The organism is Cryobacterium sp. Hz9 (assembly GCF_004402825.1).
Classification (GTDB): Bacteria; Actinomycetota; Actinomycetes; order Actinomycetales; family Microbacteriaceae; genus Cryobacterium; species Cryobacterium gelidum.
On record NZ_SOFC01000001.1, the window covers coordinates 1 to 23,047 of the forward strand.

Below are 23,047 nucleotides of genomic sequence, written 5' to 3' on the forward strand. Positions count from 1 at the left end.
GCTCTACGACGGGGCCATCACGGCAGCGAAAGTCGGCCGCGACGCGGCTCTCGTCCGCGAAGCAAGCACCATGGCACAAGAACACGTCGACACTCACACCCCAACATGACTAGCAATGACGGCCAGCACTCACTACCTGCCATTCTCCGGGCGGTCCGCGACGAGATCATCGGTCCCGTCGGCACGTCGACAGTCCCTCGGTGCTCCGGCCTGGCCGCGTTCGCGTTCCTGCTTCGCCTCGCCGAGAACGAAAAGGCAGACATCGCCGTGCTCGGCGCGGCATTCGACCCGGGCGTTACGTTCCGCCCCGACGCCAGGTTCGGGCCCGCTCACATGTGCGAGGCCAGCAGGATGGGGCGGTCCTATCGCCCCGAAGTCAAGGCATACCCTTTCGGCGTCCGACACGAGCTGATCACGTTACTGTCGCGGTTGCCACAGGAGCCATCGCGCGCCACAGGCCAGCCGGCCTGACCCGTGCCAGCGAATCCGACAGATCTCGACGTCACGTGGAACCACGGGGCACCGCCGTTCCGGCGCTCTAACGACCCGCTCATCCAGATCCACTGGATTGATGAGAACACCATCGTGCTTAGGCAGAGCATGGCCATCAACTACGAAGCACCCTTCCTCTACTTAATGTTCGGCGAGGCTCGTGCGATACTGCTCGACACAGGAGCGACGTCCGACCCTGCATTCTTCCCCCTCCGACAGCTGATCGACCGGCTGTTCAATGAGTGGCTTGCCCAGCATCCGCACGATGACTACGAACTAGTGGTTGCGCACAGTCACTCCCATGGCGACCACATCGCCGCCGATGGGCAATTCGCAGACAGACCACGAACTGTCCTCGTTGGGCACACGCCGAGCGACGTCGCCGAGTTCTTCGGTCTCATCGACTGGCCCGCTGGAGAGGCATACTTCGAACTCGGCGGGAGGCGGCTAGCGATCCTCGCTATCCCCGGTCACGAAGCCTCGTCGATCGCGATCTGGGACCCCACCACCGAGCTACTCTTCACCGGCGACACGGTCTACCCCGGCCGGCTCTATGTGCACGACATCGCCGCCTTCCAGAACAGCGTCGACCGGCTCCTCGCCTTCTCAAAGCTCCACCCAGTGAGTCGGATCATGGGAGCACATATCGAAATGTCGAACCGCGAGGGCCGCGACTATGCACGCGGCGTCGCCTACCATCCCCACGAAGCGCCACTCCCGATGACCGTCGACCAACTACGAGCGGTGACCGCTGCCACCCGCACAGTGGCCGCCCGCCCCGGCGCGCATCGCTTCAAGGACTTCGCAATCTTTAACGGGCCGTGCAAATCCGAAATGACACGACAGGATTTGCGCGCCCGAATCCGAAGACTCTGGCCATTCTGACCCCGCCGCGCTGTGCGCGCGGCTCGGGTCTGCGTGATGATGAAACGAAATTGTCCACTCGGATGGTGAAGGAATTGAGCGAGTTGCAATGTTCGCCGATGCGTTCTTCGATGAGGTGTCCGCAGATCGTTCATCGTGGTGTCTGAGTCAGTTGCAGGTCGGGCGATCATAAGACGGGCATTGTTGAGTGCAAAAACACTGACGACGTTTATTCGAAATGTGCGCACCTGGGTCACTCACTGCAGGCACCCTAATCGCGGAATGTTCTGACGCCGTCATCTCGGGACCCCAGGAGGCGACGACGCGAAAATTGGTTCGTTGTTTCAGTGCTCGTTCAAATCACGCTCGCGGGCATCGCCACGTATCTACCAAATGTATGGCTGCTAGCCTCGCGCGTTCTCTACGCAATCGTCGCGCTGCTCGCGATCGTGACGTTTGTGATTCCCACGATCATCGGCGTGCTGCGCACGAGGAAACAAGCCACCTCGGTCCACGCCTGCCGAGCATGAAGGGGCAGTTTATGAATCCGTCGAATATCCGACGCTGAGGGTGTGCGGTGTTAGGTAACGGTCGTTCGCAAGACGCCAGTTTGAGATTCCGCGTAACCCGGAAATACAAGGGTCGGTTTGTATCAGTTGCCGTGTACGCACCAAAATAAAGGTTTTCTCCCGTGGAGAGACACCTCACATGCGAGATCAACGGCTTAGCTGTGAACCGGGCAATTCTGCAGCGACGACAGGGCCATCTCTGGCGAGAGATCGCACTCGCGTCGGATATTTTTACAAGTCCCCCGTCTTGCGGGAGGAGCATCCTCAGCTGCAGCCCGGGAGTAGTCGATGCAGGACGACGGTGCTGCAGGAACCGTCGTCGAGCTCCTCCCAGCTCGCTGAGCCCTTGTAGGCATACCTGGGCGGGATGTGCGCGACCACGAAATCAAGTTGTTGTTGTAGAACCCTCTTTCCCCGTTCCAATTGGTCGGCGCCTCGTACATGACCTCGCCTGAAGAGCTCCAGACGCGGGCCCACCAAGTGCCGTCCGGGGCAAGCGCGGAACATGGTCGTACTACAGTCTGGTGCCCGGGTTGCTGGACTCGGTCGCCGGGGTGCTCGCCACGGTCTGGGGGCCGCTTTCGGTGTCACTTGCGGCGTCAACCGTTGCCAGCGTTTTTCGGCGACGATAGATTTGCATACCGATCACCATGGGAATGACGATCAACGCGACAGCGCGCATCCAGGGCTGATCAAGACGGCGCTCGGTCACTCCATCGAGCGAGATCGGTCCGGCACCGGACATCGCGAATGCCGCGGCAGCGACGCCCAGCAAGGCCGGGTATTCGAGACCACCCTCGCTTGCAAAGAAACCATTCGGGGTGTTTACACTCGCGGCGACGCCCATCGTGATCGCCGCCCCTGCGCCGGCAGCCGGCGTCGCCAGCCCGAGGGCGAGGGCGGCGCCCGCGCCCGCTTCACCGATTCCCGCCATCACGGCACTCTGCTTCGCGGGGCGGAACCCCATCGCGTTCATGGCCGTGGTTGTCCCCGCAATGCCGCCGCCGCCGAACCAACCGAAAAGCTTCTGGGAACCGTGCGCGACGAGCACCGACCCGAGCGCTACTCGGAAAATCGTTTGCGCAATCGTTGTGGACGTGGCGGATGTGTGCAACATGATCTGTCCTCCAACGTGCATCGGCGGCGCCGGGCCCGGCGCCGGTGCGAAGAACGCTTTCTTTCTAGGCTAGCTGCCTCTGCGCACCGACAGAAGAGGCGGAGTGAACCGTCCCTAGGTTGTGTCCGCGCCGCGCCGCTCCTTGACGGACTGGTCATAGTCATGTCGGCGTTCTTCTTGAGCGACCTCTTTGTCGTCACGGCCCTATCATCGCGGTCACGCCGCTGAGAAGTTCTGCCCCGATCGCCATCATCGTCTCTTAGGGCACTGCTCGTTTGCCCAGTCCCCACGGCGTTGAACCTCGCGGAGAACAGGCAGTGCGATCAGATCATCGCCAGGCTGAGCCCGCAGCTAAATCAGTGGTCGTCACGCGCGGGCACAGACGTTGAAATCGGTAACAGCGACAGCGACGAGTGGCACGAGGCGCCTCCACCGGTTGTGCGTTATTGCGAGGTTTGCTTCTTCGTATCCCATTTCGTGAGCTGGCACCAGAAAACCCTGAACCCGCTCGGATCCAGGGCTTTCTCTGTGGACTTGCGTGCCGAAGTTAAACTTCGCTTCGTGCAGTGACCCATTATCGAGCGTCAATTGGAACATCCTGCAGGTCCCTGCCCAGGTTTTATCGGTCTTCCACACATAGGTATAAATTCCGTTTCCCACACTGTAGGTGAGGCTGCTGGAGCCGGCCGTAACGCTCGACTCCACTTCGTCCAGCACCGCGGTGGTGTCGCATCCCGCGCGGACGGAGGACGGTGAGCCTGCCGAGAGTATTCCCAGCCCGAAGTCGGCCCCGAGCCCGAACTTGATCGGAACCGCCCGGCCCGCAGCTACGGCGTTCACCGTCGGAAGGGGGTCGACGGGCTGCGTGAACCCGGTAAATGCGTACCGACCTTCAGTTGGCAGGATTACGGTGCTTGCCATGCCGATCAACCCGTCCTTCGTAAAACCAACGACGCCGATCTCCACGTCCGTCTCGCGGTGAACATCCGTAATTGAAACCGTGTCTGACGCCCCCTCGACCATTCCGGCGGGAATGCCATCCACAGTCAGGCCCCATCGATAGACCGCGGGGTCGGAGGACTCCCAGGAGACCTGCACAGTGCTGACCCCGTCTGCGCTCGAAGCGGGCACAGCCGTCACATTTGTTGGTGCAGCTGGCCGTCCCGCATCCGGGCCGGTGCCGATATGGACGAACGCGGACGCGTTCGAGGCCGCACCGTTCGCATCGGTCACACGGACCTGCATAAGACCTTCCGCTACTTCCGAGTAGGTGTGCTTGGCGATAGGGTTCGTCGTTGCCTCATCGAACGTGCCGTCGCCGTTGTAATCCCAGTCGTACTTCACCAACGTCGACCCGGGAGAGTAGGAGGCCGACGCATTGAAGGTGATCTCTTGACCAGGTTGGGCGTAGTAGTCCGGATGTGGAAGCAGGACCACAGACCGGGTCTGCAACTTAGTCAGTGCGGACATCAAGGCGGCGCTGGTATCCCCATCGTTGACGATGACCTGACCGGTCGTTGCCTCGGCCGATTCCGTGTAGAAAGAAGCAGCGCCCGAGGACACAATCGGGTACACGTTCACCGGGTCAATTTCCAGGGCTCGCTTGGCTACAGAGGCCAACGTGCTCGCGTCCACCCGGCCCGGATCGTGGTAAGTCGCGTCAGTCAAAATGACGGCCGCCTTTGCCCTCTCTGTCAACCTTGGATAAGGCACCGGGATCGTCTCGAATAGTGTCGTAGAAGGCGGGGAAGGAGTTCCCTTGACGAATGCTGTAATGACAGAATCCAGCTCGACCGGGCAGGCTGTAGTGATGGAAGATGTTCCCGATCCCAGGTTCCCGAGCGTGCACGGCGGCGAACCTACACCGCCAAGTACAAACGCGACATTCTGACCGAGTACGACAGCCTCGATCGGCAGGGCCGCGGCGCGCTGCTCCGCCGGGAAAAGCTCTATACCTCTTTAGTCAGCTCGTGGCGTGACCAGCGAGACAAGGGGGTGCTGGCTGCTTTGGCGCGGCCCGCGGGAGCGCCTCAGGCCAGTACGTCGGAGAAGGACGCGGCTCGGCTGCGGAAAGAGAATCTCCGGCTGTCGGGCGAGTTGGATATCGCACAGCAGGTGATCGCGATCCAGGGAAAACTCTCGGCTCTGTTGGATCAACTCTCGACCAACAGCAGCGAGCAGAACACCGAGAAATGATCGACGCCACCATCACCGAACTCGTCCCTCTCGTGGGCACGCGGGATGCGTGCTTGGCGGTGGGCAGGTCGAGGGCGACGCACTACCGCCAACACCCGCGGTCGCCACGGCCGCCGTCATCGCCGCGGCCCCGGCCACAGGCTGTGAAGCAGCTGCGGGCGCTGACGGAGCTGGAGTGCGCTGCTGTTCTGGACGTGCTGCGGTCGACCCGGTTCGTGGACAAGGCGCCGGCGGAGATCCAGGCGATCCTCCTCGACGAGGGCACCTACCTCTGCTCGGTAGCGACGATGTATCGTCTGCTTCGCGCCCACGGCGAGACCGGTGACCGTCGTTCCCGGGCCGAGCACCCGGCGAGGGTCAAGCCCGAACTGATCGCGACGGGACCCAATATGACGTGGTCGTGGGACATCTCGAAGTTGAAAGGTCCGGCCAAATGGTCGTACTTTCACTTGTATACGATTATCGACATTTACTCGCGGCACATAGTCGGCTGGATGGTCGCGACCAGGGAGTCCGCCGAGCTGGCTGAGCGGCTCCTGTTCGACACGATCGAGAAGCAAAACATTCGCTGCTCAAGCCAGCGTCGGAAGGCTCCTCTTCAATGTGCTCGCGATGGTCGCTGAATTCGAGGCCGACCTGATCCGCGCACGTACTCGCGAGGGGATGTGCAGGTTGCCGAATCGGCCGGTCGGTTGCGGGGCAAGCAGCCCAAACTGTCTCAGGCGCGGGAGAAGCACCTAGTCGGCGTTTACCCGCGTGGCGAACACACGACCGCGCAAATCGCTGAACTTTTCAGTGCTGGGAGGTCCACGGTTTACCGGGCAATCCAACGAGCCGGCGACACCGCCTGAGTATTCAGACTGCAGACGAGTACGAAACATGGCAGGCAGCTGCTTCTTCTTTGTAGATTCCGCAGGTCGCTTGCGTGAAATCAGACGACCATGCTACTCAGGAACGCCAGTCGGCCCATGTTCCCGTTTGAGTACTGGCCCATTGAAACAGTTGCCGTATCTTCGACCAATTATCCCAATTGATCAACCTCCATAGTGGTTGGTAGCTCTTTCTTCAGTCGACTTTTTCTCGGCCAGGACTTCGGCGACTCCGGAAAGTATGAGCCCAGCCGCACCCTTGGAGACCGCCGTTGCGGCAGCGGTTTTGTTCGGGATGACGTGGCCGATGATCGGTTTTCCGTACGAGGCGGCGTCGGTCCACGCCGAAATTGAGCCGCCGTAGTCCATCCCGAGAAGGTCCCAGTACCCTTGTGTCGTAGCCAGGGGGGTGAGGTGTGAATCAACGTTGGTGCCGTAGTAATACCCCCAGGTCTGGTACCCGCGATTGTGTGCGGCGGTCGCCCACGCGACGCTTGTACAGTGAGCCTTGGCGATGAAGGTCTGCGTTGAATTGGTGACCGACGCATCCATAATATTCAGGAGCTCTGGATAGAACTTCGATGGCACCCATTTCGGGTCAACGAAGATCGAGTGCGTTGTTCCATACGCTTTCACGAGTTGATCGAACGAGATGTAGGGTTGGGCCGCCTGGGTAGGGTCAGGCGTGTTTGCCCCGGAGATCTTGTATCGTTGCGCCTCCGCCCAGGTATGGGCGGAGGCGGTGAAACCCCGCGTGCCCGACGTGCGGTCGAGGGTCTTGTCATGAAGACCGAACCACACACCGTCGGATGTTCGAGCCAGCGAGATTTCGAGTGCGTCGACGTTTCGGGCGACGGACTGCGCGTAGGCGTACAGGGACATTTCGGGCCAGTCGGCCGACCCACCGCGGTGAGCCACGTAAAAAGGCCGAGCAGCCAGCAACGGCGTTCCCAGCTTGCCGGACGGTCCGGCAAGAGAAGACGACATTGTCGGCATACCGACCGCCGTGATGAGCGCAATACCGACAACTCTGCGGATGAGGTCCCGACGGGAAAGTTCAGTTTTTCCACGCATCTCCCCGTTAGGCGTTGGGGAAACGGGTGGGGGCGTTATTGCTTCCACGTCAGTGACCTGCGTTCTGGAGAAGAGGGGCAACGGCGCTGAGTGAAGAGGCAGAAATGCAGCCGAACGCAGCGAGGTTTCATGTGGATGGGCGGCCGTCTTCTCCGTCGAGAATGGAAACCCGTTGCTTCGTCCGCGCCGCATGCCAACCAAGAAAAACTGTGAGTCCGATTAGACCCGCGCGCATCAAATAAGACCAAACGTGTCTGGCTTGGCGAGTAGCGCTTGTAGGTAGCGGTAGGTGTGATCGCCCCAACCAGGCGGACGTCGACCCGATCGAAGATGGTGGACATTGGACCGTTTCTGAAGGGTGCGATGTGGGGCCGTCGCGTGCCGTTTAAATTACCTGCTGATTTAGGTGCTTTCAGTGGGCCTATCGAGTGTTGAGGTCAGATTTTTGTACCGTGCTTGGGCCGTTTAGCGGCCGTTGAAGGACCAGTGGTTTGGCAGTGTCATAGGGTGTTAGCCGCTGGAATTGATATCGGGATTCATTATTGAGCGGGCGTTTGTTCTAGATACATCTTGTTCGTAGAAATAGATCAGCGGGCTGGTCGCGTTCAGCCAGGAGGAGCTGCAGCTGCGTTCCGCCGAGCGGCCGCAGGTGGCGCGTTGGCGTTTGGTGTTGGGTTTGCATTGGCTTGGTCAGCTGACGTGCACATGGGGGCGGCGTTTTGCCTTGGGTTCCGATTTGCGCAGGACCTCGCGGGTTACCGGGGCGATCTCGCCATGGCCGGTGATGAGGAATTTGAACATGTTGGAAATGGGGTTGTCCTGGGTCCATTCGAAGTAGATCTCCGGGATGGTCCCGGTCTGGTCGCGGATCTCCAGCAGTACAGCTGCGATCGTGTTGGGCACGTTACCGCTGGTCACTTGGAGGACCCGGTACCCGTGTTTCACCACGCCGCGTACGAGGAGGTCTTCTTCGAAGTCCGACGAGTCGGAGGGCAACACCTCCAGGAAGATGATGGGTGAGTTGCCCGGGATGTTGCCGAATCGGTGTTCATCGCGGCTCTTGTTGCGGTACTCGACTTCGGTGTCTTCGTCAGGTTCATGGGAGATGAGACGGATGACGTCGTAGTCCTCGGCGTCACTGGTCACGAAATCGAGAGCAGACGGATCTAGAACGATGGACGTAGCTCGGAGCTCGAAGGACCGACGTACGCGCGAGACGAGGGAGGTCACCATGATGCCGAGGATGAAGAGCGCTGCGATACGTACCCCGTCAGGGCGTTCGACGACGTTCGCGACGGTCGTGTATGCCATGATTGCCGCGATGGCACCGAAACCGATGGTCGGCCAGCGCTGCCTTTTACTCCGGGCCGAGAGGGTGACGGCGACCGAGGCGGACGTCATCAGCACGAGAACGCCCGTTGCGTACGCGCCACCCTGAGCGTCGACGCTGGCCTGAAAGGCAATCGTGATCACGAAACCGATCCCGACGAACACCAGCACGAGAGGACGTGTGGCACGGGCCCATTGCGGGGCCATTCCATACCGCGGAAGATATCGAGGCACGAGGTTGAGCAGGCCGGCCATGGCCGACGCCCCCGCGAACCAGAGGATACAGATGGTGCTGACGTCGTATACGGATCCAAAAAGTGGCCCGAGGAATTCGTGGGCGAGGTACGCCAGAGCGCGACCATTGGCCGGCCCGCCGGGCTGAAAGTCAGCCTGCGGGATCAGAAGTGTGGTGACGATGCTGGACGTGATCAGGAAACCGCTCATGATGAGTGCCGCCGTGGTGAGGAGCCGCTTCGTGCCGCGGATGCGGCCCGCCGGATCATCGTCAGTGTCGGTCGGGCTGCCTTTGATCTGCGGCATCACAGCCACCCCGGTCTCGAATCCGGACAGGCCCAGGGCCAGTTTGGGAAACACCAGCAGCGCGATTCCCACCATGACGAGCGGATTTCCATGCTGCACGGTCAGCGCCGCCCACCAATCCGTAATCAGGACATTATTCGTGGCCACATGCGCGATTGCGACCAGGATAACGACCGCGTTGAGCAGCAGATACACCACGACGAGGACGACGGCGATGCCGATGGCGTCCTTGAAACCGCGGAGGAAGACAATCCCCAACAGCGCGATCACGAGCAATGTGACGGGTACCTCCTGGCCGTGCAGCCAGGGCGGTGTAAACGGATTCTCAATTGCGTGGGCCGTGGCGTCGGCCGCCGACAGGGTGATGGTGATCATGAAGTCCGTCGCAGCGAATCCGAGCAGAACCAGTACGAAAATCTTGCCGGACCACCACGGCAGCAGTTTCTCCAGCATATGGATGGAGCCGGATCCGCGGAAGCTTTCAGCAGCCACCCGCCGATACACCGGCAACGCGCCGAACAGGGTGAGGGCGACCAGCACGATGGTGGCGATGGGCGAGAGTAGACCCGCGGCTAGAGCCGCGATCGCCGGCTGATAACCCAACGTGGAGAAATAGTCGACACCGGTCAGGCACATGACACGCCACCATGAATGAGTCTTGTCAGCCGTGGCCGCGTGCGGGCCCACCCGAACGCCCTGCCGGTCTCCACTTTCTTGTAGGAGCCAGGCTTTGAGACTCCCGGCCGAAGCCCGCGGTATATTCACGACCACACCTTACGCCCTCGCAAATCACAGTAAGTTCCGACCGCAGGTCACCAGCGATCGGCGCATTTAATCACGTCACCCTGGGTGGATGCTTCGATTGTTGTCAATCGATTTTTGGGACTGGATTCGGTTGTCGGGGTCTGTCGTCGAGCCATGCGCTGAAGCCGGTTTTCGGGTCCGTGTCAGCGCGTTGTCCTTCCTCTAGCTGGCGTAGGCGCTGGTAGGGGACGTCGAGCGAGCTTGGCTCGTTCCTCCGTCACCTGGCAGCGCGGCTGAAAGGCGACTACGTGGGCGGTCCTGCGCCAGCCGGTGGCATGCTCCGTATGACGATGACATGCTGGACCAAGGACCAGAGGTTAGAGGTGAGGAAATAGAACAAGACACCGAGGGGAAAGGCCACTCCGGAGAGGACAAAGATAACGGGCAGCAGATACGTCAAGATCCGCTGCTGGCGAAACGGTGGAGACGCCCTATTCTCCGGCGACAGGTTCTTCGAGGTAATCTGCTGTTGTGTGATGAGTTGTGACGCCGTCATGAGCGCGACCATCGTCGCGGCGATCCACAAGACGGATGGCTCGAATGGCCGGACAGCCGTCATCAATGACCATTGTGAGGCGAAGGAGTCGTGCAGAGCGGCGGCGCCGAAGAGCTGTGCCCTGCCGAACTGCACGGCGAGGGTCTCATTGAGCAGGCCGATGCCGACCTTTCCCTGCTGGGCGTCGTTGAGGACTGAGAATAGTGCGAGGAAGACGGGCGCTTGAAGCATGAGCGGAAGACAGGAAGTCAGCGGGTTCGTTCCGGCAGCTGCATAAAGGGCCATGGTCTCGCGAGACATGGCCTCGCGGGAGAGTTGGTCATTCTTGCCCTTGTACCGGTCTTGGATCGCTTTCAACTCCGGCGCAATCTGCAGCATCTTGCGCTGGCCCCTAATCTGCCGCGCGACGAGAGGAATGAGAGCGGCGCGCACCACAAGTACGAGGCCGATGATCGACAGTACCCACGTGATGCCGGCGGCCGGTTCGAGACCGAAATATGAGAGTAACCAGTGCCAACCGACCAGTAGCAGCTCCACGATCCATTTCACGGGCCAGAGGATCGTGCCGATGACATCCATCCTGGAATCCGGTCCCTTCAATCACTGCTGCCACCCAATGTAACGGGACGCACAAAGATTGGGCGATGATCGGCACACCGAAAAGCTCTCCATCGCAGTCGTGTGCCCCAGTCAATGCGGATTGGGCGTCATTCTGTTCAGCGTCGATCAGGACTCTCGTTAAGCGCCATGGCGAGAGCCCGGCCAGGGATCGGGTTAGACCACCTCGGCCGATATGTTGACGGGCACATGACCATCGCCCGCTTTGACGGCGATAGCACCATCAATTTGACTGAAGGCAATATGACCGTCGCTAGGAGAACGTCATGGCAGCACGAGGAGTAGTGAAGGGCCGCGAGGGTCGTGGCCGAATACTGCAGCAGGGCCGCCTCGTGCGCGGTCTGACGCAGCGCGACCTCGCCGAGAGACTGGAGACAGATCAGAAGTACATCTGGGGTTTGGAATCGGGCAAGAACACCATCGTGCTCGAGCGCATCTTCGCGATCATGCGGGAGACCGGTATCCGAATGTACATGGAGGTCGATGACGTCGTCGACGAGCCCCGCGACGACAGTTTGGACGAGCCCCGTGGGTGACTTGCGCGTGAAACTCTCCGGCGAGCTGGTCGGGCATCTGGTCGGCCCGGACCGTCGCACTTTTGATTTCGTCACGGCAAGGCATGCCACCGAGACTTTTGGGCTCGGCAACATGACCCTCTCCGCATCGGTGCCGTTCGACCGCATCAGTACCCGCAGCCGGGCAGCGCGTCGACGCAATTTCTTCGCCGAACTCTTGCCCGAGGGCACCGCGCTCGACAATCTCGCCGCCGAGTCCAGGGTCTCCGCTGACGTCACCATTGCGCTGTTGGCCCAATTCGGCCGAGACGTCGCCGGGGGAGCCGCGCACGCCAGCCCGGGACAGCTGGATTAGCCGTGAAATGTACCTCCTCGCTGTCGGATAACTCCACAGGCCAGCCGAGGACGTGATCCGCTGGCGTGAGCGTCGTTTGTTTGGTCGGTGCAGCTAACGCATTGGGGTGTCATTGCATAGAACATCGCAAGCATGATCTGCTCGTGAACGCCCTGACGTCACTGGGTGCTGCTGCACACTTTCCGCGGGCAATCGCGGTCGCATTAGGCGTAGCCGTAACGACGTTGCGTATCAGGTCAGCGATGACGAGGCGTAGGGGCCGGAAGCACCATGCATCTTTTGGGCAAATAGGCGAGTAAAACGCCGATGGCACCATGAAGCACACATCGTGCAGGCAGATGGGAACTCGGTTGGGCGGCCAGGTCTGGCCAGGTTTGGCGATGACGTTCATCTGGTGTTACTCGTCTCGACAGGTAGGGTCTCGGTAAGCTGACCCCATGGCAGCCATTGCAGGTCCTGATGTTCGCACGACGCCTGACCATTTCGCTTCCCGAGTGCCAGCCTTCGGCTGGTTACTTCTCACTGCCGGGCTTTTTCTCGCCTCGGCAGTGCTGCACATCGTTGCGTCGCTGGAGCGATGGGTGTCCTTCGCCGGTGCGCGCACCGACGGCACCATCGAAGATCACCTCTTCGACTACTACTACCCCGCAGACCCGTGGGAAAATCTCGGTACCACCGCGCAAGTCTTCGGCGTCGGTCTCCTTCTCCTTGCACTCGGAATTCTGGCGCTGGCTCGTGGCGCCGGGCCTCACGGCGACCGTGCCACCCGCATGCTCGCTAGCGTTACTGCCACGTCCTTCGCCCTCACCGGAGCTCATGCACTCGTCTCCGGTGTGATTGGCATGCCAACCCCGCTGCAGTACCTGCCCGTGCAGCTGCTGTTGAGTGCGGTCGGTTTCGTCGGCCTGATCGTCCTCGGGGTGCGCTTTGTGCGCAAGTCGTGGCCGGCATCCGTCGCGTGCGTGATGCTGCTCGGGTCTACCCTGCCGGGACTTATGCTCGCCAACTTCACGATCGCGCCCGAGATCGTCGGCTACCAATCCCATGACATGACCCCTTTCACCGAAACGATCGTCGCTTCCTCGACGGCGGCGGCTGCAGTCATGCTGCTCATCGCCGCAGTGGTCTCTCATCGGATACGGCGCGCGCCGCACACGGCCGATGTCACGCGCGCAGTCTAGATTCTGACGGCGGACCAATCGCATCGTTGATGCTGAGCTGCCCGGCCGTCGTGCAGCAGACCACGGTGTCCCCGGGAATGCCGATGACTCTTTTGATGAGGTGGTTGTTACTGTCGCCTGTACTCAGTCCCCCGGCGGTCAGCGCGGCATCCACTGCGGCCAGAAGATTCAGCGGGGCGGGTTGCTGCGGTGGTAACCAGTTTCCCGGGTCGGTGAAGACGACGACGTCACCGTGTTCAATCGGCATCAGATTGGGAACGAGCTCATTTACGATGATTCGATCATTGACTTGGAGCGTGCTCTCCATCGAAGAAGAGGGGATGTAGAACGAACGAACGACAAACGTCTTTAGAAGGACTGAGATCAGGATCGCCACAACAACGATGACAACGAGATCTCGCACGAACTTGAATGCAGGAGATCCCACACGACCCGGCTGCCGCGCAGAATGTGTGGCGTTGTCGGGTGGAATCATTCCCTGATCCTAGGGCAGCCATTGACGCTGATATCGACCGCGTAATCCGCGCGGACCCTCGAACACATCGCGGTTAGTTTTTTCCCCGTCACCGTATGCGGAAGGCGGATTCAACTGGTCGTCGCACCACTCGATTTTTTTGTGAGGTGTTGTACGTGTGGTCGAAGTATGAGCTGGTGGAGAAACAGGCGCGGTTTTGGGTGTTGATCACTCAAGGCTCGACACGGACTGCAGCGATGGGCTGTCGGCCGCCGTCAAGACCCTCCCTGAGCACTTGGCTATGACTCTGGCGTGGGATCAGGGAACCGAGCTGGCCCAGCACCGGCAGATCACGATGGCCACCACAATGGCTATCTACTTCTGTGGTCCGCATACGCCGTGGCAATGGGGCACTAATGAGAACACCAACGGGCTGCTACGCCAGTATTTCCCCACAGGCACCGACTTATCCGTTTTTTCGCCCGAGCGGCTACGGGAAGTCGCTTTCGAACTCAACAATCGACCCCGTAAAACACTGGGCGACGGCACACCCGCTCAAGCCGTGCAACGACTATTGTCAGAGCCAGAAAAGCCCATCGCTGCGACGACCGGTTGAATCCGCCATTGGGTTGCGAGCACCGTCCCACTGAGGCCGACCCGGCAGGGTCGTTTGAATAACTACGAGACTCGTAGAACCGACCGAGGAAGCTCTATGAATGAGATGTGGGCAGTAGTACACAAGGAACGTGACGCACTGATTCAAGATCTGACGGCATTGAACACACAGCAGTGGACAATGCCATCCTTGTGCCCCGGGTGGGATATCCATGCCGTTCTGGCTCACCTCGTCTATGACGCCAAGACCACTCGTATCGGGTTTGTCAGCAGGATGATTGCCGCTGGCTTCGACTTCGATCGAATCAACGCCGCGGGGATTGCACGGGAGCGGTCCACCGATCCAACCCAGACACTGGCAAACTTCCAGGGTGTCCGCAGCCGCACAACGAGTGCACCTGCACCCTTAGTCACTCGGTTGGTTGAGGTATTCGTGCACGGAGAGGACATCCGACGCCCTCTCGGCATCGACCATGAGTATCCGGTCGCCGAGGTGGCTACTGCACTTCGATACCAAGCGAAGACCAGCGTCAAACTCGGTGGAGGCAAGGAACGCCTTGAGGGGCTACGCCTCATCGCAACAGATACGGTCTTCGACGAAGGTGTCGGCAAAGAGGTACACGGCACCGCACTTGCGTTGCTGCTCGCAGCATCTGGTCGGCCAGTCCACACGGGAGAACTCATGGGGCCAGGCGCTCTGTCGCTGACGGGAACTAATTGACGATGAGTACTATCAACAAGTCAAGTCAGATGGTCGATTTTAGAGTCGATCCTTCGTCTCGGCAGTCCCGAGTTTTTCATTTCCTTGGCTCCCTGCTTCGGCCACTAGGACTATCGCGGAATGCTCGCGCGTCTGCTCCGCAAAGGGGAACGCTGACCGGGACAAGTCGGGTTCCCGGTGCAGGATAAGTTGCTGACACGGGTGAAGGGCTAGAGTCCGGTCACGGAGTAACGGCGTTCGATGCCTGAGGTAGTTTGACCCCACTCGCTGCTGGCGACACGTTCCTGATGAGTTTCAAAGGCGGCTGCGTGCTCGAACCGCTCCTCGACCTGCCACACGAGCGGATCGCTCGTCGCGGTGACGTTAAACGAAGGTTTCAGGAAATATGATGCGTTGCGCACCGCGGGCGGCGGCATCGGCTACATACTGCGATGCCCGTCGCAGAGATTCCACCAGGTCGAGAACAGCCAGCGGATGCTGCACGATCGCTACCGTCGTCGCGGGCGAGCTATGGAGAGACCTCGAGAGGTTTTCCAATCCGGGAGTACAGCTCGGGGCGTCGGTCGGTCTGGACGTTGTTCCGTTCGCTGATCGCCTTATCGCGGGCGTCCGCCAGGTTGATTGTTGCCAGCACTATGGTCTCTGTGTCCAGCTGTATCTCGGTGAGCGGGAAACCATCCGCGTCCACGATCACGCTGCCGCCGAGCCAGGCCTGGCCGCGCTCCTGGCCTACTCGGGCTGCAGCCGCGATAAACATGCGGTTGACCGTTGCCCCAGCCTGAATTTTCACGATTTCGGTGGGCCGCTCCCCGTCGGGAGCCGGGTACAGCGGCCAGTTGACCGGAGCGCAGAGTAACTCTGCGCCGTCGAGGGCGACCATGCGAATCCACTCCGGGAACTCGAGGTCGTAACAGATCATGACGCCGATGCGGCCCACCGCCGTGTCCACCACCGGAGGCAGGTCGGAGCCGGGGGTGAACAGGTTGTCCTTCTCCCGATTCCAGAGGTGTGCCTTACGGTATCGCGTGCGCACACCAGATTCGTCGATCAGTACCGCCGAGTTGTAGACCAGGTCGCCGTCGCCTGATTCCGCGAATCCTCCCACAATGATGAGCCCGTATTGGGCTGCCAGATTCGCCCACTCCGTGATGGTCGGGCCGTTTAATGGTTCGGCTGCCGCGCGCAACTCATCGATGTCTGCGAACATATATCCGGTGTTCGCGAGCTCAGGGAGTACCACCACGCGCGCGCCGGCGCGCGCCGCGTCGGAGATTGCCGACCGGACCTTGGCGCGGTTACCGTCGGCGTCGCCCACCGCCAGCGAGAGCTGGCAGCAGGCGACCACGATTTTTGTTTCACTCATAATCAAATGCCTTTACTCGACAGGTTCTTTGAGTTCCAGTTCGCTTTCCCTGCGTGCTTCCGCTTCTGCCGTGCGGTCGATGCTGCGCGAAAAGAGCAGGTAGAGAACACCGGAAACGACTAATCCGACCACAAATGATATGTCTGCGCCCCCGAGCGTCTGGGCGACTGGCCCGACGTAAAAGGTGGTGGAGAAGAACGGAATCATTGCGGCGAAACCGATCAGGTAGGCGGTGACTCCGCGCCATGCCCAGCGCCCGTATATGCCCTTCGGCTTAAAAATCTCGGTGATCGCGTATTCGCCGTGTCGCACGAGATAGAAGTCCACCAGGTTGACCGCAGTCCACGGCACCAGGAAGTACAGCATCATGATCACGAAGTCGCTAAAGCTGCCCAAATAGTCGTCCGGGATCAGCAAGGCGATCGCCAGCGTTGCCAGCCCGACGATGACCAAGCCGATAATGCGCAGTTTCACGGTAGGGCGAACCTGCCGGAAGCCGTCAACGGCGCTCGCCCCGGTGAGCATCGCACCGTAAGCGTTGACCCCCATGATCGACAGCAGCGCAACCGTCGAGACCAGCACGGCAAAGGTGCCGAAACCCGGGAACAGCAGATCACCGATCTGCTTGATCGCGCCAATCGCATCCGCGTTGGGAATATTGCTGGCGAGCAGTGCGCCAAGCGACATCAGCCAGATTGCCGACCCGGCAGCCCCCACGTACACCCAGGAGATCAGCTTGGGCGCCGACACTTCCTCGGGCAGATAACGAGTGTAGTCCGAGACGTACACGGCATAACTAATGTTGTAGCCGGCGGCCAGGGAGAACTGTACGAGGAATGCTGTGCCGTCCCAACCCGCCGTGCTGGCGGAAGCTGCCGTATCACCGACACCGCTGAAATGCACGATAGCGAGGACGGTGAGGATGGCAAACACGATCACCAACAGGTAGGTCAGCCACCGCTGCACGAAGTGCAACAGGTCGTGCCCGACAACGGCGATGACGATTGATACCGCGATCAGAATCGGATACCAGACGATCTTTTCACCCGGCAGGATGAGCTGAAGACCCTCCGTCGCGAGAATCGTGTCAAACACCATGAAGCCGATGTAGACGAAGACCGTCGCAGTAAAAGGAACGATCGCGCCACGGCTACCGAACTGAGCGCGGGATTGGATCATCTGTGGGAGGCCCATTCGTGGCCCTTGGTTTGCGTGGAAGGCCATGAAGAAGGTTCCGAATGTGGCGCCCAGTACAACGGCCAGGATGCTCCAACCGGTGCTCAAACCCATCACCGGCCCGATGAACCCCGTCACCATAGTGGGCAGAACAAAGTTGCCAGTGAACCAGAACGGTCCCTGGTGCCACACCTTCCCGTGCCGCTCGGAGCGGGGCACGTAGTCGATGGAGCGTTGCTCGATCACGCTATCGCGAGTCGTAACTGTTGTGGTTGCGCTAGACATCTTTGTCCTCTTAGTTGAGCGGGTTGACTTATTTGGTGGGGCTCATGGCAGAGATGATTTCGTACGCCACGTGGGACGCAGGCGATACCGGCGAACCGGGGCGCCAGACTCGCGTCGTCCGGCCCGACAGGTTGCTCATTCTCGACCATGGTCACTTCCTTGCTTTCGTGACGCGGTATATGTAGTACCAATATGCAACAATATGTGTCTATTAGAGAACTTTTATTGGATCCGATTCTGAAGGCATACCTGCTGCCTGTCAAGATATAAGTCCCACTGGCGTGAATCGCAAGGAGTGACATGAGACCTGTGCACCCGACTCCGTCCGAAGATCGCGTTCGCGTCGGTGCGCGTCTCCGGGCGAGCCGGCAGGCCCAGAGGCTCACCATCGAACAGCTCGCGTCTGCCACGAACCTCACCAAAGGGTTCATCAGCCGGGTGGAACGGGACGAGACCTCGCCCAGCGTCGCCACGCTGGTCACAATATGCCAGGTGCTATCTTTGCCGATCGGTTCGCTTTTTGAAGGGGCTGAGACGGAGGTGGTGACGTTGGCGGACGCACCGCTGATCAACATGGGCGGTCGCGGTGCCGTTGAGCGCATGATCACTCCGCGCGGGCAATCGCACGTGCAGGTGCTGCGCTCTACCCTGCAGCCGGGGGCGGACGGTGGCGACGAGCTCTACACAATCAACTGCGACGTCGAGGTGGTGCACGTTATAAACGGGAAAGTGGATGTGCGCTTCTCCGACAAGACTGTGAGCCTATCGGCTGGCGACACCCTGACTTTTTCAGGGCACGAGCTGCACAGCTGGCGCAACACGGGCCCCTCAATTGCCGAAATTCTGTGGACGCTCGTGCCCGCAGCCTGGAGCGGGACGGTCTAGTGGGGTGCACTTTGAATCGGTCGAATGTCCCACGCTAAGGTCTTGTGTCTTGTGTCTTGTGGCATTCGGTATCGATCGTTCGCAAAACGCCCAGGGACAGTCACCCTTTTTGGACGAACACATCGACCCGGTGCAATCAATTGGCGGCGTCTCATGACCAATGGGCGTCAAATAACATGGCATACAAGACACGGATACCTGCTCCAAAGCAGCGCGGCACTTAGCTCAATGCGCCCAAGTCGCATTGCCGAAAGAACGTCATTTCGCTACGTGGTCTCCCGCGATCGGTTGGCACGATACTTTGTGAGAGGCTGACTCTGCACCTAATTGAGTATGGGGTCAGAATCCTGACTAACGTCGGTCGATTCAGGACAGGCGCTTTGCGGATGAAATGAGTAGAACTATCGGTAATCATCCAGAAGAGTCCGTGCTGTTGACCGATCGGGGTCCGGCGGGTCCAAGCACAGCTGTTCAACGGGGTAGTGAAAGATTCGGGGATCGACGTCGCAGGCTGAAGGGCTTGCTCCTGGGGCTCGCCGTAGTAGCTCTTCTTGCTGTACTTCGCATGTCGGCACCCCAGTCTTTGGCAGCAGGGATGTCGGACTCCGCGAAGGACTTCGTCACACTCGCGGTCAGCGTACTTATCGAGTCACTACCGTTTGTGTTCTTGGGCATTTTTCTGTCTGTCGTCGTGCAGGTTTGGCTTCCGGAAGGCTTTCTACTGCGCCACCTGCCCCGTCGGGGAGTATTGCGGCGGTTTGCGGTTTCGCTGATCGGCGTTCTCATACCTGTGTGCGAATGCGGAAACGTACCGCTCACACGCGGCCTGATTATGAAGGGCCTGTCGGTCGCCGAGGCGATGACGTTCCTTCTTGCCGCACCAATTCTCAACCCGATCACAATCATCACGACGTATCAAGCGTTCGGCTGGGATAACGGCATCCTCGTCAGTCGTATCGCTGGCGGGTTTTTGATTGCAAACCTCATCGGCTGGATATACAGCCGTCACCCCCGGCAGGACACCCTGCTCACGTCGCAGTTCCAGGCGGCCTGCGCCAGCGAGGGGGAACATCACGCGGCTGCCGGCAAACTGCAGCGCAGTGTTCGTCTTTTCACGAAAGAAACCAGCGCGATGATGCCGGCGTTGTTCATCGGTTGCGCCATTGCCGGAGTGATCCAGGTGGGGATACCCCGTGAGGTGTTGGTTACTCTGGGCACCAATCCGGTGTGGTCCGTCCTGGCGCTCATGGTGTTGGCCTTCGTCGTATCGATCTGTTCTAACGTGGACGCGTTCTTCGTGTTGTCGTTTGGAGCGACGTTCCTTCCCGGCGCGATTGTGGCTTTCCTGGTCTTCGGCCCGATGATTGACATCAAAATGCTCGTTCTGATGCGAACCACGTTCACGGCGCGAACGTTAATTCAAATTACTAGCGTTGTAGCACTCTGTTCGGCCGTGCTGGGGCTGGCGGTGAATTATGTCGCTTAGCCGTCTGGTCGCTCGATGGCGAGGAGCCGTGTTGAGCTTGATCGGAATTGTCGCGACGGTGTGGCTGGGCGTCACTGGTCAATTGGGCCTCTACATCCATCCCCGGTATTTTGCTTTTTCGATCATCATGGCGGTCGTGGCCGCCGTGGTCGTTATCGTGTCATTCGCGCTGTCTCCAGATGAGGAACCCGATCACGATCACGAAGCCGAAACCGGGCGCAAGCGTTTTTGGGGAGGCGCAAGCGTCGTAGTGATCGCGGCCTCCGTGGTAGCACTGTTGGTTCTGCCACCCACAACCCTGACGACAACCACATTGGAGCAGCGCGACTTAAATGGGTCCGCCGCAGCTCTGACCGAGGAAGCTTCGGCTGAGTTGACAGGGGGGGACGCGTCGAAGTTTTCGGTGAAAGACTGGGCCTCACTGCTGCGGCAAGGCGCCGGGGCCGAATTCTACGCCGGAAAGAAAGCCCAGCTCACCGGATTCGTGACGCCCGACACGGATGATCCGCAGAACGTGTTCTACGTGGCACGGTTCGTCGTGAGCCACTGCGTGGTCGATGCCCAGCCCGTGGGAGTACCGGTGTACCGGCCGGGGTGGCAGGACGAATTTTCCCTTGACAGCTGGGTGGGCGTTTCTGGCGGCTTGGCCGCGAATCCAAGCGTCGCCAGCACTGAGGGAATAGTCATCATTCCTGAAGTCCTAGCCGCCGTCGACCAACCCCAACAGCCTTATGTCTACTGATTCCACCCGATCCGGCCGGGACTTCACGCGGATGTTGCTCACGACCGTCATCGTCCTCGCCCTGCTGGCGGGCACACTGGCACTGCTCAACACCACGCGAGGACCCAGATTAGAATCGGCGGCCATCAACCTCGGAAGTGTCATCGCTCACCCGGGGCAACGATTGCTGCTCAACACCGACCAGCCGATATCCAGCATCAACCGGGATCAGATCACGGTGACCCCCAAGGTCCCGGTATCGGTCGCCGTAGACGGCACAGTCGTAACCATCACCTTCGAAGACGCCCTCAACTACAACACCGAGTACCGGGTCAACATCGACCCGGTAATCGGATTATTCCAAGGTGCTCAGTCATCCATTGAGTATGACTTCACCACCGACGATGTGGACCTTTACACTCTGCATCGAGACTCAGGAACCACCGGTGATGGCACGAAGCGACCGGACGAAATAAGGCGCGACACACTACTTGGTACTGGTGCGGGGCGAGCCTTATTCACGGCGGAACGAATACAAGAATTCGCGGTGCTTCCGGGGCATCTCGCCGTGGTGACGTTGGATCAGGAAAATGTCAATCACCTGACATTGTTTTCTCTCACAGAGGAGACCGAGCTTGAAATTGTGCTGCCCTCTAACACGGTTTTGAAAGATCTTCAAACATCACGCACGACGAACCTGATTGGTTTCACGCTAACGGGTGTGCCAGTTGGTGGGGACGAGTATCCGGCTGGCACTCTCTACACATACGACGTCAACGAGCAGACAGCAGTGCCACAAGCAGTTGTCGGGGTAGACCAGCAGCCCCTACCGGTAACGGATTACGTTTTCGTTCCCGACACCACATCGCTGGTGGCGCAGGGTCTGGAAGGGGTCCTGTATCTGATCGACGTTACTGTTGAGGGCGACATAGTTCCCCTCGGGCAGCATGTCGAGATGAGGGGCCTGATCCCGGGAACAAACTCTCTGGTGGTTGCTGATCCGACCCAAGGCGCGTCAATAGATCTCAGCGACAGTACCGTGACGCCTTTGGATTTACCCGCCGATGATGAGCTCGGTGACGCCATCCCCGCAAAGCTTGAGGTCCTCAACCAAGACGGCAAATACGTCCGCCTGTATTACGCGTGGGACACTGACGGAACATCCCGCCCGCTCCTGGCTCTCTCTGACCATGGAGGCAGTTCTTTCGTCTACGTGCCAGCTTCAAAGGACACCGAAATCAGGGATTTCTGCGTATCCCCGAACGGTCAATATGTGGCTGTGGAGACCTTCCCTCGCGACGGCGTAAGCGATCAATACCCGACTCTGCCTGGCTCTTCCGCGATGATGACCACCTTCGTAGATCTGAGCACCGGTGTCAGCAACCGCAGCATCAACGGATTCCTACCGCACTGGTGCAAATAACCCGGCTCGCTACGCACACAAAACAAGCCGAGACCGATTGGGGATCCGCACGATACTGATGTGTGGCTCACGCAATGGCAGGTTGCCGAGGATGGCTTGGATGCTGTCCTCGACCAATGCGTAGATTGGGCCCTGGTGCCGATGGATCAGAACTGGGTTGCACGTCTGTTCAGCGATCGCCGAACGACTCCATTGCAGCTCGGCACCCATACCGCTGCCGGACGGGACCTCGCAGACCTTTCGGGTCGTACCGTAGTGTCCGGTCGCGTGGCTCGAATCGGGTAGCACGAGCCATCCTGGCAACGCGACCCATGGGCTGATGTCCATCCGCCGTCTCAATGTCCCGGCGAGCGCCCGGCTTGCGGAAATCATCCATTGTCTTGTTTCGACAGTGGGGTAGGTTCATCACATGATCCGGGTGGGCTCGATTGTTATGCGCGTAGACGACCTGCGTCGCCAACTCGCGTTTTGGACTGTGGCGCTCGACTACGTCCCGCGGGATGAGCCGAGCGGCGATTTCGCCGTGCTGCGACCGCGGGTGGGGAGCGGCCCCAATATTTCGCTTGACCTGCACACTTCCGTGGCGCAGATTCCGCCTCGCATCCATCTCGATCTGTACACCGACAACCAGCCAGCAGAGGTTGCGCGACTACTGGCGCTCGGCGCGATCGAGATTCTTAGTGACAAGCGGCCAGCAGATGCTGACTACGTGATCCTCGCGGATCCCGAGGGCAATCGGTTCTGCGTCGTTGATCGTGCCGACTGAAGGCTCGCAGGCCACCGGCGACTCGCACCCCGCCGCGGTCGATTATCCATGGGCAGGAAGCAGGCGTGCGGGCACACCTGACGAGTACTGTCCCGCACTCGTGCACGTCGCTGGTCAGTCTTCCGGAGCAGGG

24 protein-coding genes and 1 pseudogene are annotated in these 23,047 nt (G+C 60.0%); 16 read left to right on the plus strand and 9 right to left on the minus strand.

Annotation, left to right across the window (positions count from 1 at the left end; all coding sequences use genetic code 11):
• Nucleotides 1-105 precede the first annotated feature (105 nt).
• The 3 genes from E3N85_RS00005 (at nucleotide 106) to E3N85_RS00015 (ending at nucleotide 1,886) form a co-directional block, all read left to right on the plus strand.
• Entirely contained in the window at nucleotides 106-471 is a 366-nt protein-coding gene (locus E3N85_RS00005) for an arginase family protein (RefSeq protein WP_134458147.1), read from the plus strand.
• 114 nt (nucleotides 472-585) lie between these two features.
• Nucleotides 586-1,377: an MBL fold metallo-hydrolase gene (locus E3N85_RS00010; protein ID WP_198412017.1), complete on the plus strand. Its 792-nt coding sequence runs from the start codon at nucleotides 586-588 to the stop codon at nucleotides 1,375-1,377.
• A gap of 326 nt (nucleotides 1,378-1,703) precedes the next feature.
• Nucleotides 1,704-1,886 carry a hypothetical protein gene (locus E3N85_RS00015; RefSeq protein ID WP_134458151.1) on the plus strand — a complete coding sequence of 61 codons (183 nt, stop codon included), beginning with the start codon at nucleotides 1,704-1,706 and terminating at the stop codon, nucleotides 1,884-1,886.
• Between the two features lie 553 nt (nucleotides 1,887-2,439).
• On the opposite strand, the gene E3N85_RS00025 is transcribed toward E3N85_RS00015, so the two are convergent.
• Nucleotides 2,440-3,042, minus strand: a complete 603-nt coding sequence (locus E3N85_RS00025; RefSeq protein ID WP_134458153.1) for a DoxX family protein — start codon at nucleotides 3,040-3,042, stop codon at nucleotides 2,440-2,442.
• A 366-nt stretch (nucleotides 3,043-3,408) separates the two neighbouring features.
• Nucleotides 3,409-4,677 (minus strand): PxKF domain-containing protein, encoded by a 1,269-nt coding sequence (locus tag E3N85_RS00030; RefSeq protein WP_134458155.1) that lies wholly within the window; start codon nucleotides 4,675-4,677, stop codon nucleotides 3,409-3,411.
• Nucleotides 4,678-5,037: 360 nt separating this feature from the next.
• Here E3N85_RS00030 and E3N85_RS00035 point away from each other — a divergent pair, with 360 nt between their 5' ends.
• The 3 genes and pseudogenes from E3N85_RS00035 to E3N85_RS00045 form a co-directional block, all read left to right on the plus strand.
• Nucleotides 5,038-5,238: a hypothetical protein gene (locus E3N85_RS00035; protein WP_134458157.1), complete on the plus strand. Its 201-nt coding sequence runs from the start codon at nucleotides 5,038-5,040 to the stop codon at nucleotides 5,236-5,238.
• A 389-nt stretch (nucleotides 5,239-5,627) separates the two neighbouring features.
• The gene (locus E3N85_RS16595; protein ID WP_241978231.1) at nucleotides 5,628-5,861 is read left to right on the plus strand and encodes a DDE-type integrase/transposase/recombinase; all 234 of its coding nucleotides are present in this window, start codon (nucleotides 5,628-5,630) and stop codon (nucleotides 5,859-5,861) included.
• Nucleotides 5,821-6,089: pseudogene (locus E3N85_RS00045) on the plus strand (recombinase family protein); the annotation flags it as partial. The gene E3N85_RS16595 and the pseudogene E3N85_RS00045, both read left to right, overlap by 41 nt.
• A gap of 183 nt (nucleotides 6,090-6,272) precedes the next feature.
• Here the strand turns inward: E3N85_RS00045 and E3N85_RS00050 are convergent.
• The 3 genes from E3N85_RS00050 to yidC all read right to left on the minus strand — a co-directional run bounded on the left by E3N85_RS00050 (nucleotide 6,273) and on the right by yidC (nucleotide 10,929).
• Nucleotides 6,273-7,181, minus strand: a complete 909-nt coding sequence (locus E3N85_RS00050; RefSeq protein WP_166783809.1) for a glycerophosphodiester phosphodiesterase family protein — start codon at nucleotides 7,179-7,181, stop codon at nucleotides 6,273-6,275.
• 690 nt (nucleotides 7,182-7,871) lie between these two features.
• Entirely contained in the window at nucleotides 7,872-9,686 is a 1,815-nt protein-coding gene (locus E3N85_RS00055) for an amino acid transporter (protein ID WP_241978219.1), read from the minus strand.
• Nucleotides 9,687-10,098: 412 nt separating this feature from the next.
• On the minus strand, nucleotides 10,099-10,929 hold the full coding sequence (gene yidC, locus E3N85_RS00060) for a membrane protein insertase YidC (RefSeq protein ID WP_134458165.1): 831 nt from the start codon (nucleotides 10,927-10,929) through the stop codon (nucleotides 10,099-10,101).
• A gap of 305 nt (nucleotides 10,930-11,234) precedes the next feature.
• Here yidC and E3N85_RS00065 point away from each other — a divergent pair, with 305 nt between their 5' ends.
• The 3 genes from E3N85_RS00065 to E3N85_RS00075 all read left to right on the plus strand — a co-directional run bounded on the left by E3N85_RS00065 (nucleotide 11,235) and on the right by E3N85_RS00075 (nucleotide 13,019).
• A complete protein-coding gene (locus E3N85_RS00065) occupies nucleotides 11,235-11,504 on the plus strand; it encodes a helix-turn-helix domain-containing protein (RefSeq protein WP_134458167.1) in 270 nt (89 codons plus the stop codon).
• Complete coding sequence (locus E3N85_RS00070) at nucleotides 11,497-11,838, plus strand: HipA N-terminal domain-containing protein (protein ID WP_134458169.1); 342 nt, start codon at nucleotides 11,497-11,499, stop codon at nucleotides 11,836-11,838. Before E3N85_RS00065 ends, E3N85_RS00070 begins: the two co-directional genes overlap by 8 nt.
• 437 nt (nucleotides 11,839-12,275) lie before the next feature.
• Nucleotides 12,276-13,019: a hypothetical protein gene (locus tag E3N85_RS00075; protein ID WP_134458171.1), complete on the plus strand. Its 744-nt coding sequence runs from the start codon at nucleotides 12,276-12,278 to the stop codon at nucleotides 13,017-13,019.
• Here E3N85_RS00075 and lepB read toward each other — a convergent pair.
• Complete coding sequence (gene lepB, locus E3N85_RS00080; protein WP_241978220.1) at nucleotides 13,003-13,422, minus strand: signal peptidase I; 420 nt, start codon at nucleotides 13,420-13,422, stop codon at nucleotides 13,003-13,005. The genes E3N85_RS00075 and lepB overlap by 17 nt on opposite strands.
• Before the next feature lie 268 nt (nucleotides 13,423-13,690).
• On the opposite strand from lepB, the gene E3N85_RS00085 reads away from it, so the two are divergent.
• Both E3N85_RS00085 and E3N85_RS00090 read left to right on the plus strand, forming a co-directional pair.
• Nucleotides 13,691-14,089 carry an IS30 family transposase gene (locus tag E3N85_RS00085; protein WP_198412018.1) on the plus strand — a complete coding sequence of 133 codons (399 nt, stop codon included), beginning with the start codon at nucleotides 13,691-13,693 and terminating at the stop codon, nucleotides 14,087-14,089.
• A 96-nt stretch (nucleotides 14,090-14,185) separates the two neighbouring features.
• Nucleotides 14,186-14,809: a maleylpyruvate isomerase family mycothiol-dependent enzyme gene (locus tag E3N85_RS00090; RefSeq protein ID WP_134458175.1), complete on the plus strand. Its 624-nt coding sequence runs from the start codon at nucleotides 14,186-14,188 to the stop codon at nucleotides 14,807-14,809.
• A 209-nt stretch (nucleotides 14,810-15,018) separates the two neighbouring features.
• Here E3N85_RS00090 and E3N85_RS16135 read toward each other — a convergent pair whose 3' ends face one another.
• From E3N85_RS16135 to E3N85_RS00100, 3 genes are all read right to left on the minus strand, one after another.
• Nucleotides 15,019-15,225, minus strand: a complete 207-nt coding sequence (locus E3N85_RS16135) for a hypothetical protein (RefSeq protein WP_166783810.1) — start codon at nucleotides 15,223-15,225, stop codon at nucleotides 15,019-15,021.
• 92 nt (nucleotides 15,226-15,317) lie between these two features.
• Entirely contained in the window at nucleotides 15,318-16,172 is an 855-nt protein-coding gene (locus E3N85_RS00095; RefSeq protein ID WP_134458177.1) for a nitrilase family protein, read from the minus strand.
• A 12-nt stretch (nucleotides 16,173-16,184) separates the two neighbouring features.
• On the minus strand, nucleotides 16,185-17,633 hold the full coding sequence (locus tag E3N85_RS00100; protein WP_134458179.1) for a cytosine permease: 1,449 nt from the start codon (nucleotides 17,631-17,633) through the stop codon (nucleotides 16,185-16,187).
• 300 nt (nucleotides 17,634-17,933) lie between these two features.
• Between E3N85_RS00100 and E3N85_RS00105 the strand changes: the two genes are divergently transcribed.
• The 5 genes from E3N85_RS00105 to E3N85_RS00125 all read left to right on the plus strand — a co-directional run bounded on the left by E3N85_RS00105 (nucleotide 17,934) and on the right by E3N85_RS00125 (nucleotide 22,914).
• Nucleotides 17,934-18,518, plus strand: coding sequence for a helix-turn-helix domain-containing protein (locus E3N85_RS00105; protein ID WP_134458181.1), 585 nt, complete (start codon nucleotides 17,934-17,936; stop codon nucleotides 18,516-18,518).
• A gap of 595 nt (nucleotides 18,519-19,113) precedes the next feature.
• The gene (locus tag E3N85_RS00110) at nucleotides 19,114-20,004 is read left to right on the plus strand and encodes a permease (RefSeq protein WP_241978221.1); all 891 of its coding nucleotides are present in this window, start codon (nucleotides 19,114-19,116) and stop codon (nucleotides 20,002-20,004) included.
• Between the two features lie 28 nt (nucleotides 20,005-20,032).
• On the plus strand, nucleotides 20,033-20,746 hold the full coding sequence (locus E3N85_RS00115; protein ID WP_370288905.1) for a TIGR03943 family protein: 714 nt from the start codon (nucleotides 20,033-20,035) through the stop codon (nucleotides 20,744-20,746).
• Nucleotides 20,736-22,148, plus strand: a complete 1,413-nt coding sequence (locus E3N85_RS00120; protein WP_134458188.1) for an Ig-like domain-containing protein — start codon at nucleotides 20,736-20,738, stop codon at nucleotides 22,146-22,148. The genes E3N85_RS00115 and E3N85_RS00120 overlap by 11 nt, the downstream gene beginning before the upstream one ends.
• Nucleotides 22,149-22,557: 409 nt before the next feature.
• Nucleotides 22,558-22,914 (plus strand): VOC family protein, encoded by a 357-nt coding sequence (locus tag E3N85_RS00125; protein WP_134458190.1) that lies wholly within the window; start codon nucleotides 22,558-22,560, stop codon nucleotides 22,912-22,914.
• Nucleotides 22,915-23,047 lie beyond the last annotated feature (133 nt).

Excerpts from the sequence above, each read along its gene's own strand:
- E3N85_RS00005 (WP_134458147.1), top strand. The coding sequence starts at position 106 with ATGACTAGCAATGACGGCCAGCACTCACTACCTGCCATTCTCCGGGCG.
- E3N85_RS00025 (WP_134458153.1), bottom strand. The coding sequence starts at position 3,042 with ATGTTGCACACATCCGCCACGTCCACAACGATTGCGCAAACGATTTTC.
- E3N85_RS16595 (WP_241978231.1), top strand. The coding sequence starts at position 5,628 with ATGACGTGGTCGTGGGACATCTCGAAGTTGAAAGGTCCGGCCAAATGG.
- E3N85_RS00050 (WP_166783809.1), bottom strand. The coding sequence starts at position 7,181 with ATGCGTGGAAAAACTGAACTTTCCCGTCGGGACCTCATCCGCAGAGTT.
- E3N85_RS00055 (WP_241978219.1), bottom strand. The coding sequence starts at position 9,686 with ATGTGCCTGACCGGTGTCGACTATTTCTCCACGTTGGGTTATCAGCCG.
- yidC (WP_134458165.1), bottom strand. The coding sequence starts at position 10,929 with ATGGATGTCATCGGCACGATCCTCTGGCCCGTGAAATGGATCGTGGAG.
- E3N85_RS00065 (WP_134458167.1), top strand. The coding sequence starts at position 11,235 with ATGGCAGCACGAGGAGTAGTGAAGGGCCGCGAGGGTCGTGGCCGAATA.
- E3N85_RS00075 (WP_134458171.1), top strand. The coding sequence starts at position 12,276 with ATGGCAGCCATTGCAGGTCCTGATGTTCGCACGACGCCTGACCATTTC.
- E3N85_RS00090 (WP_134458175.1), top strand. The coding sequence starts at position 14,186 with ATGAATGAGATGTGGGCAGTAGTACACAAGGAACGTGACGCACTGATT.
- E3N85_RS16135 (WP_166783810.1), bottom strand. The coding sequence starts at position 15,225 with ATGCCGCCGCCCGCGGTGCGCAACGCATCATATTTCCTGAAACCTTCG.
- E3N85_RS00095 (WP_134458177.1), bottom strand. The coding sequence starts at position 16,172 with ATGAGTGAAACAAAAATCGTGGTCGCCTGCTGCCAGCTCTCGCTGGCG.
- E3N85_RS00100 (WP_134458179.1), bottom strand. The coding sequence starts at position 17,633 with ATGTCTAGCGCAACCACAACAGTTACGACTCGCGATAGCGTGATCGAG.
- E3N85_RS00105 (WP_134458181.1), top strand. The coding sequence starts at position 17,934 with ATGAGACCTGTGCACCCGACTCCGTCCGAAGATCGCGTTCGCGTCGGT.
- E3N85_RS00110 (WP_241978221.1), top strand. The coding sequence starts at position 19,114 with ATGTCGGACTCCGCGAAGGACTTCGTCACACTCGCGGTCAGCGTACTT.
- E3N85_RS00120 (WP_134458188.1), top strand. The coding sequence starts at position 20,736 with ATGTCTACTGATTCCACCCGATCCGGCCGGGACTTCACGCGGATGTTG.
- E3N85_RS00125 (WP_134458190.1), top strand. The coding sequence starts at position 22,558 with ATGATCCGGGTGGGCTCGATTGTTATGCGCGTAGACGACCTGCGTCGC.